The 13,882-nt window shown below is 35.4% G+C and carries 16 protein-coding genes; 5 read left to right on the forward strand and 11 right to left on the reverse strand.

Translation table 11 applies throughout. The features are described 5' to 3' along the window. On the reverse strand, nucleotides 1-207 hold the full coding sequence (locus ACFSCX_RS08180) for a YqgQ family protein (protein WP_377927702.1): 207 nt from the start codon (nucleotides 205-207) through the stop codon (nucleotides 1-3). A gap of 444 nt (nucleotides 208-651) precedes the next feature. Continuing rightward, nucleotides 652-2,115, reverse strand: a complete 1,464-nt coding sequence (locus ACFSCX_RS08185) for a spore germination protein (RefSeq protein WP_377927704.1) — start codon at nucleotides 2,113-2,115, stop codon at nucleotides 652-654. Nucleotides 2,116-2,297: 182 nt separating this feature from the next. Between ACFSCX_RS08185 and ACFSCX_RS08190 the strand changes: the two genes are divergently transcribed. After that, a complete protein-coding gene (locus ACFSCX_RS08190) occupies nucleotides 2,298-3,173 on the forward strand; it encodes a hypothetical protein (protein WP_377927705.1) in 876 nt (291 codons plus the stop codon). On the opposite strand, the gene ACFSCX_RS08195 is transcribed toward ACFSCX_RS08190, so the two are convergent. The 4 genes from ACFSCX_RS08195 to ACFSCX_RS08210 form a co-directional block, all read right to left on the reverse strand. Next, nucleotides 3,170-4,342, reverse strand: a complete 1,173-nt coding sequence (locus tag ACFSCX_RS08195) for a rhomboid family intramembrane serine protease (RefSeq protein ID WP_377927706.1) — start codon at nucleotides 4,340-4,342, stop codon at nucleotides 3,170-3,172. The genes ACFSCX_RS08190 and ACFSCX_RS08195 overlap by 4 nt on opposite strands. A gap of 90 nt (nucleotides 4,343-4,432) precedes the next feature. Further along, on the reverse strand, nucleotides 4,433-4,609 hold the full coding sequence (locus ACFSCX_RS08200) for a hypothetical protein (protein WP_377927707.1): 177 nt from the start codon (nucleotides 4,607-4,609) through the stop codon (nucleotides 4,433-4,435). Between the two features lie 80 nt (nucleotides 4,610-4,689). Continuing rightward, nucleotides 4,690-5,475: a DUF92 domain-containing protein gene (locus tag ACFSCX_RS08205; protein ID WP_377927708.1), complete on the reverse strand. Its 786-nt coding sequence runs from the start codon at nucleotides 5,473-5,475 to the stop codon at nucleotides 4,690-4,692. Then, nucleotides 5,468-6,037, reverse strand: coding sequence for a 5-formyltetrahydrofolate cyclo-ligase (locus ACFSCX_RS08210; protein WP_377927709.1), 570 nt, complete (start codon nucleotides 6,035-6,037; stop codon nucleotides 5,468-5,470). Before ACFSCX_RS08210 ends, ACFSCX_RS08205 begins: the two co-directional genes overlap by 8 nt. A 902-nt stretch (nucleotides 6,038-6,939) precedes the next feature. Here ACFSCX_RS08210 and ACFSCX_RS08215 point away from each other — a divergent pair. After that, nucleotides 6,940-7,293: a chymotrypsin family serine protease gene (locus ACFSCX_RS08215; RefSeq protein ID WP_377927710.1), complete on the forward strand. Its 354-nt coding sequence runs from the start codon at nucleotides 6,940-6,942 to the stop codon at nucleotides 7,291-7,293. Nucleotides 7,294-7,321: 28 nt separating this feature from the next. After that, entirely contained in the window at nucleotides 7,322-7,684 is a 363-nt protein-coding gene (locus tag ACFSCX_RS08220) for a DUF3221 domain-containing protein (protein WP_377927711.1), read from the forward strand. A 246-nt stretch (nucleotides 7,685-7,930) separates the two neighbouring features. Here the strand turns inward: ACFSCX_RS08220 and rpmG are convergent, their stop codons facing one another. The 4 genes from rpmG to ACFSCX_RS08240 form a co-directional block, all read right to left on the reverse strand. Then, complete coding sequence (gene rpmG / locus ACFSCX_RS08225; RefSeq protein WP_149218494.1) at nucleotides 7,931-8,080, reverse strand: 50S ribosomal protein L33; 150 nt, start codon at nucleotides 8,078-8,080, stop codon at nucleotides 7,931-7,933. A gap of 105 nt (nucleotides 8,081-8,185) precedes the next feature. Then, nucleotides 8,186-10,975: a 1,4-alpha-glucan branching protein domain-containing protein gene (locus ACFSCX_RS08230; protein ID WP_377927712.1), complete on the reverse strand. Its 2,790-nt coding sequence runs from the start codon at nucleotides 10,973-10,975 to the stop codon at nucleotides 8,186-8,188. Nucleotides 10,976-10,986: 11 nt separating this feature from the next. Then, a complete protein-coding gene (locus ACFSCX_RS08235) occupies nucleotides 10,987-11,637 on the reverse strand; it encodes a DUF4912 domain-containing protein (protein ID WP_377927713.1) in 651 nt (216 codons plus the stop codon). Nucleotides 11,638-11,872: 235 nt separating this feature from the next. Next, nucleotides 11,873-12,094 (reverse strand): hypothetical protein, encoded by a 222-nt coding sequence (locus ACFSCX_RS08240; RefSeq protein ID WP_377927714.1) that lies wholly within the window; start codon nucleotides 12,092-12,094, stop codon nucleotides 11,873-11,875. A gap of 199 nt (nucleotides 12,095-12,293) precedes the next feature. On the opposite strand from ACFSCX_RS08240, the gene ACFSCX_RS08245 reads away from it, so the two are divergent. Beyond that, nucleotides 12,294-12,509: a hypothetical protein gene (locus ACFSCX_RS08245; RefSeq protein ID WP_377927715.1), complete on the forward strand. Its 216-nt coding sequence runs from the start codon at nucleotides 12,294-12,296 to the stop codon at nucleotides 12,507-12,509. A 32-nt stretch (nucleotides 12,510-12,541) separates the two neighbouring features. Further along, complete coding sequence (locus tag ACFSCX_RS08250; protein WP_377927716.1) at nucleotides 12,542-13,063, forward strand: hypothetical protein; 522 nt, start codon at nucleotides 12,542-12,544, stop codon at nucleotides 13,061-13,063. Between the two features lie 140 nt (nucleotides 13,064-13,203). On the opposite strand, the gene phoU is transcribed toward ACFSCX_RS08250, so the two are convergent. After that, the gene (gene phoU, locus ACFSCX_RS08255) at nucleotides 13,204-13,863 is read right to left on the reverse strand and encodes a phosphate signaling complex protein PhoU (RefSeq protein WP_377927717.1); all 660 of its coding nucleotides are present in this window, start codon (nucleotides 13,861-13,863) and stop codon (nucleotides 13,204-13,206) included. Nucleotides 13,864-13,882 lie beyond the last annotated feature (19 nt).

Genomic DNA, 13,882 nt, shown 5'->3' on the forward strand with positions numbered 1-13,882 from the left:
TTATCCATTCCTTTTTCTTTTTTCATTTTCTTGTTCTTGTCGTACAATTAGTTGTCCTATTTTAAAGTCGTTTGGCTCTATGAGTTTTGAATGGAATAATTCTCGTAATTCTTCCTCCATCATCTCTAAATCAGCCAAACGATCCCCTACATATATAAAAATTCCGTATCTTCGTAGGAACTGCTGTACATCATATAATGTCTTCAATAATGATCACCTAACCTACTGCTCAATTTTCTTATTATCTTCTTAGAGTAAAGAATATACAAGATTAGGTCAAGTAATGGAGAAAGAACAAAAGGCTCAGTGCGCCCCGTTTAGCCTAAGGAAGAGCAAATGTTCCTAAATGAGAATAAGGGCGCTTTTCCCTTTTACTCATTTAGGGTTATCCCACTCCAACTGGTGGTAGAAAACAAAGCCACCAGTTGGCGTCTGATTGGTTCAACTAACCAACAGAAAGTATCACTGATGGAGGTTTCACTAAATCTGATCTCTTAGTAGGATGAAATGGCAAAGATCGTCACCATTTCTTCTTGGCTGGGCGCTGGAGCCGGATTACTAAGCACATCGTAATTAGATACAATCAAAACCTATAATGTCTTATTCATAAAAAAGAGTGCTGATATAAACCAGCACTCAATTGAGCATTATTTACCGATCAGGATCCTTTGGGTGTAAAACAGTCGGTCTTCTATTCTTTAAAGGAATTGGTGATCGAACAATTACGTCTCTCAAAGCTCTATAGTTAAAGGGAATAAACGGCCATAGGTAAGGAACATTGAATGTTTTCATTCTTCCTAGTAGAATGAACCAAGCTGTTACACCAATCATAAATCCAATGACTCCACCGATTGCAGTAAAGATCAATAAAATAAGACGAAATATCCGATTGGCTAAACTCATCTCATAACTTGGTGTGGCGAAAGAACCAATGGCAGCTATTGCTAAATAAAGGATCACTTCATTCGTTAGCAGACCCACTTCAACAGCAACTTGTCCAACCATTAACGCAGCAACTAAACCAAGTGCTGTTGCTAAGGATGATGGTGTATGGATGGCAGCCATCCTTAACATATCAATTCCAACTTCTATTATGAGAAACTGAGCAATTAAAGGAACATTTGCATCATTATCATTCGGTCCAATAAAGTTCAATACTTCTGGTAATAATTCGGGATTCATGGCAAATAAATACCATAATGGCAATAGAAAAATAGACGCCCAGATGGCCAGAAATCGAACGAAGCGTAAATAAGCACCTACAACCGGTTTATTTCGATACTCCTCAGCATGCTGAAGGTGATGCCAAAATGTAGCAGGCGTTATCATAACACTAGGAGTGCCATCTACCATCACAAGAACGTGTCCTTCATATAGATGAGTTGCAGCCGTATCAGGACGTTCCGTATATCTAACAACCGGATAAGGATTCCAATGACGGCCTGAGATAAACTCCTCGATTGTTTTTTCACCCATCGGCAATCCATCCGTGTCTATTTTACTAATCGAATCCTTCACAATTTTTACCTGTTTTGGATCAGCAATATCCTCAATGTAGCATATACATACATCTGTTTTACTTCTTCTACCAACCTGCATATACTCCATCCTTAACGTCCGATCTCTTACTCGTCGTCGAGTTAGAGCTGTATTGAAAACAATGGTTTCAACGTACCCATCCCTTGCACCTCGGACGACTCGTTCAATATCAGGCTCTTGCGGACCTCTAACAGGGTATGTACGTGCATCAATCATAATGGCATAATTTATTCCATCTACAATGAGAGCTGTAGGACCGGCTAGAACAGTATCTACCACACTATCTAAATCCTCTACTTTTTCAATTTCCACATATGGAATATGAGTTTTTAATAATTTTTCTAGAGGATCTGGTTCTAATTGTTCAGGCTCTAATTGTGATAATAGCTTCATTAAATAATGAAGAATATCATCCTTTGCAAATCCATCAATTAAATAAAGAGCCATCTTTCTACCTGCATATTCTAAATCTAAGCTGATGACATCAAAACTCTTTTCAACGCCTAACTCAGCCGATAAGTATTTGACATTTTCATCAATATTACTAGATACTTTTTTTATTTCGTTATGGTTCATTTTATTCACCTCATCCATAGACTATTAGAATCTATGATCTATACAACCATCATTAACGAATGAATGAAGAAACATACCTAGCATTACTTATTTTTTCCATCCGAATTCTTTCTATGAATCTTTCGATCAATTGTTTCATATATTTTCATGAAGAGTTGTCCAGGGGGGGGGGATGGATCAAGGTGAGTAAGAAAATAACATTGTCCTTAGCTGTTGTCTCAATAGTAATAACAACCATCATAATAAGTAACGTTTATTTCTCCCAGCCCGTAAGAGAAAGTCTTACTTATTTTCCTACCGATTCAAGTTTAACTTTCAGCATCGCTGAGACGACCATATCCTTATTTAATAAGAAGGACAATGATGAATATATTGTTAATTGGAGAGAGGTTTCAGAAACAGAGAAGGAAGTTTATTTACGTCAGGATATTTCATTCCTATTTAAAGATGGCATTCTTGATTCGACGATGTCCTTATGGAAAGAAGAAACCAAATTCATTGAACAAGAAAAAAGGTTAAGAGGTGAGGATAGTAGCCATTATCAAGCTATTAGTCTACATCATGCTGAAATTCATTTGAAAGATGATCAAATAAAAAGTGCTCAAATGATGTCACATGATGAGTTGTATATTATTGATTCTTCCTATAGTCCATTGGACTCCTTTAAACAACCAAGTAATGAAGAACAAAAAGAATGGAAGAAGGTTCTTGATCACGCAATTAATCAACATCTGTTTTACAGTTGGAACGAGCTTGCAAAACACTATAATCTAGATTTAGAAACATATGACGCTATTCCGTTCGTAAACCTTGCAACATATAATAAAACTCCTCTTCCTGGTTTAACAGCAGAGGAGTCCATACGAGTGATTGGGCAATTATGGGAGGGTTTATATAAAAATTACCTGCTCGGAATTGAGCTAACAGCAACAGAAACCGTTAGTCCCATTGGAAGCAAGATTCCACTTATCCTAATTAGTAAAGATCGCTCACATTTAATCATTTTAATAGAGACAGAAGCAGGAGAGAAGGTACGGTTATTTCAAAAAATCAACTAAATAACTCCATAACCCTTTATCAAAAGAACAAACAGTATAATTATTGTTGCGATAATAAATGCAGCTTGGGACACGAAATTCTTTCTTGATGGTAAGGATACAGCTCCTGCGGCAAGAAAGCCTCCTAACAATCCGCCAAGGTGACCTGAATTATCAATTGATGGGACAAGAAAGCCGATCACTACATTTATCCCAATTAATACGATAACATTTGATCCCATTGTTTGAAGGAACACTTTGGGATTTATCATTCCAAAATAGACGAGTGCCCCAAAACAGCCAAAAATAGCTCCTGAAGCGCCAGCCGAAAGGGAAGGACTAAACACAAAGCTCGCAATAGAGCCTAAAATACCTGAAAAAAGATAAATGTACACAAAACGATAATTGCCATATATTTGTTCAATAAGCCTGCCTAAATATAGTAAGGCTATCGTATTCATAAATAAATGAAGGAATCCTATATGCAAGAAAATAGGGGTGAAGAAACGCCACCATTCACCTTCTAATATTAATGGAGTATATTTTGCACCAAATTGTATTAATGTCCGAGGGTCTGTACTACCACCAAAGCGCTCTAATAACAAAAACATCAAAAGTTGAATGACCATAAAGACATATGTCCATCTAGGTTTCCCTGCTTGGAATAGGGCCTTTAATCCCTTTACCCTTTCTGTTGCTGTTACAAGTACTTCACTTTTTAACACTTGGATTGTTTGATCATTCACATAGTCATCCTTTAGGTTTATTTCTAACGGGATAGTCAGTTTTGCTTCGACCTCCCTAACGTCATTTTGGGCATTTTCGGATGTAATAAGGTATGTATGTAAGCTAGACCGCTTCAGACTTAATGGTTTACTTAACTGATCCACATATTCATCTACCGGTGGATAAGACGATACATAAATATTAACAGCTTCTAATTTGTGCAAGTGATGTTTCTTGCGGTAGAAATCGAGTCTCTTTATGACGTTTTCCATATCCCGCCTCATCCAGTTTCCCCAATCAAGATCATACCGAAGAATTCGAATTAATTTGGCTTGATTCTTTTTATTAGTTGATTGGAGCCACATTTCATTTTGAGACTCAGAAAGGGCAACGAGGTGGTACTTCTCCTTTACCACCAGCTTATAGATTAGCTGCCAATACACCGAATCAAGGAACTCTTTCATCCCTTAACCCCCTTAGCTAAAAATCGTTAGGATGTTGTTCCTTCATCATAACATTAGCTCATAAAAAAATCCTGCTACAAGAAGCAGGATTCACCTAAAAGCTTGCTTTAAGAATCTCTCTCTTACATAAGGGATATTCATCGTAAACTGAACTAATAATCGACGAACCGTATTGTTTCCGAGTATTGTATTAAGAAGTCGGTAACGGTTTTTTATTAAACGGAATACGACATACAAAGCAGCAAAAATGATGATTAAATTTTTCATACCAAATCCCTCCTACTATTACTAATTTGCATCAGAAGAAAATGTTTTATCCATTATTTTAAAGGGATGAGGATTTGTTCTTATAACTGAAAATAAAGGATGGATGTGATCAAGACAGAAAGAAGTATGGATGTAAAATTCGTACTATCATTATTCATCCATTTTACACCTCTAATTAATTCGGTTGGAGTATTGCAATGTACTACACTTTCTGTCTCAATAAGGCAAACCTTGCACTGATGAAGAGATTGGATTGTCGCACCAATCAAAGTATCAATGAAGGACCCTGCCATTCCGGCAAAACTAATTAATAGAATAGATGAAAGGGTAAGAGAAGGGAATACTATAAATGATACAATTCCAATTAATAAAGCCCCCATTATAGTTGCTAATGTTCCTAATAAAGAAATGGCTCCCGATGTACCAGGAGCTACTCTTTTAAGTGTTAGGATATGAACAGGTGTCTTTTTACTCATACTTCCTATCTCTGATGCCCACGTATCAGAATTAGCAGCAGCGATTGAGAAACAAAAAGCATGTAACCATACCGGATCTGGACTTACCATATAAACGACACTAAAGACAGCGGGTAATAAACCGTTAGCCAGCACTTGTATAGCATCTCTTTTTTCTCCCTTTTGAAGAATATCATCAAGTCGCTTTTTATTCCCTTTTTTCAGTTTACTCCATAGACTTGAGGATGCAAAAAAAACACCTAGAAGTACTAAACCACTGCTATTGAAACCAATTCCTATTAATAGGCCTACGATAATTGCTGCCAAAAATCCGCTGAGTGTTAAGGATTTTACAACATAACCAATGCTGGCCATAACAAGAACAAAACTAACGAGTAACACACTATTCATAGCAAAATATCGTCCTTTTTTCCGTAAGTAACTGACGAACTGCAATGTCGTGTTGCTCCCTTGGTAGATCGTCAACAAGCTGGCACTCAAATAGTAAAGATAGTGTTTCGGCATTAAAGTTTTCTAAAAAGCGATCATAATAACCACCGCCATATCCTATTCGATAGCCGTCTATAGTAAAACAAACACCTGGTACAATTAATAGATTGATTTGATCTTTCACTATCTCGTTTGTTCGTGCTGGAATCGGTTCTTTTAGCCCAAAGTAAACTTCCTCTAACGAATTAAAATCGTCAATTTGGTAAAATACCATTTGCTTTTGTTCAGGGTAACACTTTGGTATAGCAACTTTTTTTCCTAGCTTCCAAGCTTGTTCAATAATTAGCCTTGTTTCTACTTCACGTCCTCTTGATAAGGTAACTCCAATTATTTGACTTTCAACCCATGTCTTATTTTGGAAAAGTGTTTGATGAATTTTTTTTGTCCAGTTGCTAATGTCCTCATCACTTACTTGGTTTAATGATTGAATCATTTGTTTTCGGATTTCCTTTTTACTAGGCACTCACAAACACCACCTTCAATATATTCTACTTGTTATTCATATATGTAATAGGCCATATAAAACCAATCTGTCAATTTGTATTAAAAATCAACCATATCCTCTTTTTACAATAAAAAGCCGCAAACCATTTAATAGGATTTCGGCTATACTAAGTCATCATTACTTAGTTTCTCGGTGTAATCATGTTGTAAGTTAATTACTTCCCTCTACGAGCGACAAAGGTTGATATGACGTGGTTTTTAATGATACCTTAGTATATCCATACGCTGCATTATGTTGTTTTGTGCGATAAAAAACTTAAATGCGTGAGCAAATGTGTGCTCATGTGATTATTTGATGTGGTCAAGAAGTTTTTGACCACTTTCTTCTATTAATTTATATTCTATATCATCATCTGTAAATCCGCATAGATTACAAATCAACATGAGTAATTTAATTTCTGCTGCTACTTCTCCGCAATCTTTACACTCAAACACCGTAATACATCATATAAGCTCTCTCATATTGAGCTTTATAGAGGTTCGCCCTTTCAAGTATTCAGAATCACCGAATAGCTCATGTAGAGTCATATAATCGATATAGTAATCTAATATCTCATTTATTGTTAAAACATTTCTTAATTTCATTATTATATCTAATAATTTTAAAATATATTAGGAGTGAGAATATAGTGCAAGAGTTATGTTCATAATTTTATTAATCTAACCACTACCTTGTGGGTTTGTTCCAACTCAAACAAGGGTGGTGTAAAACAATATACCCACCGAGTGGGAACTGACCATACTGTTGCTGGTTGGGCGGGATTAGATGTTAGATAATACAAACACTCATCCATATGGTAGATTTCCTACCAATCATTACATTTGGTTGGCAGAAGATAATGCAACTTATGACAAGGTGCTTTGAGAACCACTTTAGCCGGAGAATACCTTTGCAAATCAGGAATATCAACAAGTGTAACTTGTGGGACTGTTGATTATTCAGATGATGATTATGGACACCAAAAGGTATCAAAAATAATAAATGATCATAGTATATTCCCCGATTATTACCAAGATGGAGATAGTGGAGCAATTGTATTCGATCCTGCTAATTTATATATAGTTGGTATCCATTCTGGAGGAGAAGTTCCTACTGGCGAGGGAATTACTTTCGGATATTTCACTAGGAGTTGGGAGGTAGAAGACCATTTTTCTACATCTGGAAATCTGTTTAGGGTATATACAAATGACACATATGTTAAGGTTTCCAATTAGTATAAATTATACGTCAAGGAGGGGTCTAATGAAAAAACACATAAAGCTATCCTTAATTTGTTTAATTAGTATTATTATTTTAACGTCATGTTCACAAGAAGATACAATAACTGGATATGTTTCATCTACAATAACAGACCAAAATTATTTTCTTTTGATTCAGAATATAACCCAAGATGAAATTAGGGATAAAACATTTGAAGAAAAGGTAGTCATTGCTATAGAAGAACTAGAAAATGAGGATTCTAATGGATATTTTATATATGTTCCTCAAGAGTTTCACGATAAGGTAATATTGGGGGAAAAAGTAAAAGTTTGGTTAACAGGGCCTGCTCAAGAATCGCTCCCTCCGAAAGTATCTGCTGAAAAAATACAAACTATTTCAAATTAGATATATTAAATATAGTACCTTGGAAAATTTCAACATAAAATAACTAGGGCATTCTTCTACAACTATCACCAATGAAAACTCAGAAGATGCGTCATTCACTTACAGATCGGTTAGATAAGTTATATGAATCGAATGCGAGAAAGAATGAGTAAAGTGGTCAAAATGTGAGTTTTGATGTTTTGTGGTAAAAATAAAATAGTCACAAACCCTTTTGTATCAAGGCTTGCGACTATATTGTGAGAACCATTATTTTGTTTCTCGGTGAAGAGTAACTCTCTTAAGTCTTGGGCTATATTTCTTAAGCTCAATACGCTCAGGATTGTTACGCTTATTTTTCTTCGTAATGTAGTTACGATCGCCAGTTTCTGTGCAAGCTAGAGTAACAGTAACACGCATTATATATCCCTCCAAACATCATTACATTCAATCAGACTTTTCTATGATATCATTTTTCCAATAGAAATGCCAGTCTATTTTTAGGGGGAAATGGAGTTTATTTCTTTAAGTAACAGTTAATGCGTCTTTGTTTAGTATATCACGATATAACAATACCGTTCTCACACCTATATGATCCCAATTATACTCTTCGATTGCAACTTGTTGCGCATTTTGTGCGATTTTATCGGCCAAACTCGGATTTGAAAGCAGTGCTATGATTGCTTCTGCAAGTTCTTCACTTGATTCTGGCTCTACAGTTATACCGGTAATACCATTTTGAACAAAGCTTGTGAGACCCCCTGTATTAGATACAATGACTGGTTTTTTTGCAATCATTGCTTCCAATGCAGCGATTCCAAAAGGTTCATAGGTACTTGGAAATACAGCCATCACACAAGTTCGCAATCGTTCATTTCGCTCTTTATCATTCACAAACCCAACTAGTTGAATCCGTTCTTGTAAGCCTCGTTCCTGAATTAGATCATCATACTTTTTCTCTAATGGTCCACTTCCAGCCAAAATAAATCTTACATTTGTAAATTTAGTTAACACCATTGGAGCAGCATCGATGATTGTTTCAAATCCTTTTTCAGGAACCATTCTTCCGATTGAAAAAACGATTTGATCATCGGTTTGGTTATAGAGTGGCAGTCTATTCGATTCTTCCGTTTTATTCTCAAGAAAACTTTGATCCACTCCATTTGGAATTACACATATTTTTGATTCTACTGACTTCTCTAGTGTAATCACTTCTTTCTTCATGAAATCACTACATACAATCACCTTATCAGATTGCCTTATTAAATCGATTTCCATCTCTTGTATGTCGACTTGTATAGATGTATAAATCCCTTGATTTCTCCCGTTCTCGGTTGCATGTATTGTCGTTATCAATGGGATATTCAATAAGCTTTTTAGAGTAACAGACGATGAATATACTAACCAATCATGGGCATGAATCAAGTCAAAGTGAATATGTTGCGCTAATTTCATTGCTTCATCTAACAGGCATAAATTCATGCTCCCTATCCAATGCAAAAATTCTGTTTGCTCTCTTTGATAGGCAGGTACCCGGTAAACATGAATTCCTTCGTATTCTTCATAATTGATTGTATTTTGATCATTCGTTGTAAGAACATACACATCCATTCCTTGTTCAACTAATGTTTTTGCGAGTTCGCACACATGACGCGCTAGCCCCCCTACAATTCTAGGAGGAAATTCCCATGTTAGCATGACAACCTTTTTGTTTTTATTACTCTTTCTCTGTCTTTTATCTATTATGTATTGGTCATGCTCAGAAAGTAGTGGGGTTAGATCAATCTCTTGTAAGAATGGATAATCTCCTTTAAGCTTCATCACCAGTTCTTCTGTAATCATATTATGTTTCACTTTGTCATGTAGATAGTAAAATCTTTGTACATGCTCTTTAAAGCGATTGGTTGCATACTCACTTGCACTATTGTTATCAAGAATAAACGCCCAATCACTACTTGTTGCAAGCATCCACTCTCTTGTTAGCTGTTGCAATGCAAAGGTAGTAAGCTCATCCTGTATAGGGGAATCACTAACAATCGCTATCAAGCTTCTTTCCATCTCATGCATATGGCGGTACATCCATTCATTCGATTCATTCAGCCATACATCACCATAGCCATCTCTCCCCCAAGTCGAAAACGAAACATGAGCTGTTTCTAAATCCTGATAATGTCTATTTATGAACTCCAATGGAGTAATCCATTCGACCTGATTGATTGTACGACTAATCACTTCATGAAGCCACTCTGGACCTTCAAACCACCAATGACCAAACAATTCAGCATCAAATGGTAACGTCACAAGATAAGGTGGAAACGACTGGTCTCCTTTACAATCTTTATGACCTTCAAGAACGGATGCAAAATGATCTGCATGACGTTTTACCTTATCACTTGCCCACTTTGGCACATATAAATCTTTTCCTTCTGTTTTTCCTGTGATTCGATGAAACTTTAATCCTGTATCAACACGAATACCATCAGGATGAATAAATGGCAATATATAATCCATTTCTCGATCATATGCAATATCTCTGTAAAATTCCCTGTAGTCATAATCTCCTGGATATCCAGTACTTGAGCTCCAAACCATATTTGTGATTTCCTGATTTCTTGGAAATAGAACAATACCATGTGGTGAATAAAGGGGTGCACCGATTGACTTTGAAGGTGTAGGATCCGCACAACGAATAGTATGTTCGTCCACAAATGTATAACGAATTCCTTCAAGATGTAATAGCTTATCAATTCCAGGAGTAAAGCCGCATTCCGGCAACCAAAACCCTTTCGGTTTCACTCCGAAGTACCGTTCAAAAGTTGAGATTCCATGCTTTATTTGCATGCTTACTCCTTGTTTTGTCTGTAAATAAGGTAAAAACGTGTGTGTGGCTGAAGATGTGATACAATCAATTTTACCTATATCGTAAAAATGTTTGAACCCTTCTAAAATGTTTTGGTGCCATTTGATAAAGGTATCTTTTACTTTTATATATCGCTCTTCATAAAATCTTACAATTTCTTGTTCACGGTCTGTTTGTGCTCGTTCTTTTTCTAATTGAATTAGTGCCATTGACTTATCAAGATAGTGTAGATATCTTCTTTGAATAAGTGTATCTGCAAGCATTTCCATTAGTGGAGGTGAAAAAGAAATAGTCCAATTATGATGATGATCTGGCTTTTCTAGCTGCCATAGAAGAGGAATGTAGCTTTCAGTAATGGCCTCATACAGCCATCGTTCTTCTAGTCTATTCGCTTCTTTATGTCTTATATAAGGTAAGTGCGCATGCAAAACGAATGAAGCATACATATAATTCATCATACTCCCCCTTATTTCAAGCCTTCGTAATAAGAATAAGTACTAAAACTTTCGAGCCAATCTGGACTTGAGGATTCACCTGTCTTCCATTTAATTACACTTTCTTTATATACACCTGTCTGTTTTTCAGAATTCCGAGGTGTGTCAATAGGATTAGATCGTAGTAAAGTAAAAAATGCTCCCTCCGGCAAACTTGTTCCTAATTCACCAATATAAGTACGATTAGGTTCTAAATCCGTAACAAACCAGTTATTCGTCATTTCAGGAATTGGAATGATACAGTACCGATGGGCATTTCCACCATTAAATTCGATTCCAGTAATATCTGAAATCCTTATACACTTAGCCATGCGATTCCAATTCGTTTTGAAATGATGTTTAATAAAATCCAACCGAACCAAGGAAAGTTCCCAATATAGGTAAATAGTTGTGGAATTTTTAGGTAAAGCATACATTTTGTCTATCTCATATGAAAAAGGGAGGCTCCACTTATTTGGTAGGCTTTCTTGTTGTGTATGAAAATGAGTGTGAATTTTTTCTTCGAGCTGATTATGGTATTTGACCCATTGATAGTGTATTTTTCCTACTGTTGAGTTCAGTTCCTTAGCAATTTCTCGAAAACTTAATCCGCTATCACGCAGTTTAATGATCTCTGTAATCATGGTATCACCCCCAAAGTATAATATAAGTGTTATAGTAACCCTATGTTCTATTTAATCTTAACACTCCCTTTTTTCTCTCACAATGAACACATTTTGTCGGAACATGTGAGTACTAGAACCAACTTCATACAGGGGGTCTATTATTTTCAAATAACCGCTTACAAAGACTTTTCTATTGAATTAATTCGACTTATTATTACTCTTCTCAACAAAAAAGAGCAATTTCACATTGCTCTTATTCGTCAATATATTGATCATTTGTATCTACTAATGGGGCATTGTTTAACAATAATGCCGGAGAGATTCCTGAATTATTTCGATTGCCATGATAGAACTCATCATTTATTTTTGAATTCGCTCTCGTCGCTTCATTATCAAAAATATTACTTTCTGAGTGGACTTTTTCTTTACCTGATAGGTTAAGGTTAACTTCAATCATATCTTTATCTTCTTTCATCGGTAATCACTCCTTATCTTTATGTCTCAATATGACTATTCTTTACTTTAAGGATATTTACATTCATTGTTAATCGGTCCTTTTCTTTTTTAGAAAGTAGTTAATAATATGAAATAAGAAGAAACTCATTCAGTTTTAAGACTGTATATGGTATAAAAGAAAGAGGAAAAAGAAATTGGAAACAGTATGAGGTGAGCCTATGGAATATGTAATAATCGGTCTTCTCTCTTTTGCAATACTATTGTTATTTTTGTCTTTCTTTAAACGAGATAAAATAAATGATCTAGAAGAACAATTAGAACAATTATCATTAAACGTTATGCAAGAGAACTATCAGTTGAAGAAAAGATTATCTATATTAGAAGAAGAATTGTTATTTAATGATGAAGAATTAAAGAGAACACTAAAGAAGTAGGGTATTTTCAATACGAAATGTGAGGTTTAACAATGAGCAAAGGTTTTTTACGCGGTCTATCGTTTGGTATTATATTGACTACTACAATTCTTTCATATTTTCTTTACACTTCTGTTACTGAAAAAGAGACAAGCGATTTCACCATATCCAGTGAAGAAGTAACACAGTTTTTAGAACAAAGTGGACAAACTTCAATCACTGTAGAAGAATATACACGTTTAACAGAAGCCTCTAATGAATTAGAACAAGTGAAACTGGACTTAGAAAACTTAAAAAATCAAAGTTCTGCACATGCTCAAAATGAGGAGAACATGACGGAAGATACACAGGTAGAACCAAATGAGATTTTATCATATACGTTGGAAATCAAATCCGGGATGGCAACTACTCAAGTAAGTAAACGGCTAGAGGAAGTTAAGATTATTAATAGTGCTACACAATTCGAAGAATACTTAAAGAAGAGAAATTGGGAAGGATCTGTTCAGATTGGTACCTTTCATGTAAATAACAAAATGACAGTGGAAGAAATTGCAGCAATGATTACAGGTCATTAGAAGCAATTAGCAGGAACCACATTATTTGCCCTTATATGGACTATGTTTTACTCTTACAGTGTGTCCTTCTTAACAACAATTTCTTTCGTTTAAATAGCAAAAACCCTAGCAAATGTTAATACGCTAGGGTTTTTTACGTATTATTCGTTTAAATCGTAGTGCTGTCCTTTCACTAAGAAAAAGATATTTTCTGAAATATTCGTAGCATGATCAGCAATTCTTTCTAAATACCTTGCAACAAAAGCTAGTTGTGTAATTTGTGCTATTTGTTCTGGATGATGGGGCATCATTGATAATAGCTCACTAGTGATCGTTCCATACATTTCATCAACTTTATCATCAATCTCAGAAACCTTTTTAGCATGTATCAAATCTTGCTCATTGTATGCTTTTAATGATTCCCTAAGCATTTCAAGTGCAAGACAATGCATCTTTGGAATATCCTCAAGTGGTTTAATAAGGCTTTCTGCTCCTATACGGATAACTGATTTAGCAATGTTAACAGCATGATCGGCCATACGTTCAATATCAGCGGCAATTTTAAGTGCAACCATAATTCTTCTTAAATCGACTGCTACAGGTGATTGTTTTGCAATTAATAGAATAGCAAAGTCGTTAATTTCTTCTTCAAGCTTATCAATCCGGTTATCATTTTCGATAACATGTAAAGCTTTTTCAATATCTTTTTCAAGAAGTGCCGTCATCGATGATTCAATGGCTGTTTCAGTCATTTTACCTAGTTCTAAAAGCATTTCACGAAGTTTATTAAGATCAACCTGGAATCTTTCTCGTACTGTCATAAGGACACCTACCTTGTTT

It is taken from the genome of Bacillus salitolerans (assembly GCF_042680805.1).
Classification (GTDB): Bacteria; Bacillota; Bacilli; order Bacillales; family SA4; genus Bacillus_CJ; species Bacillus_CJ salitolerans.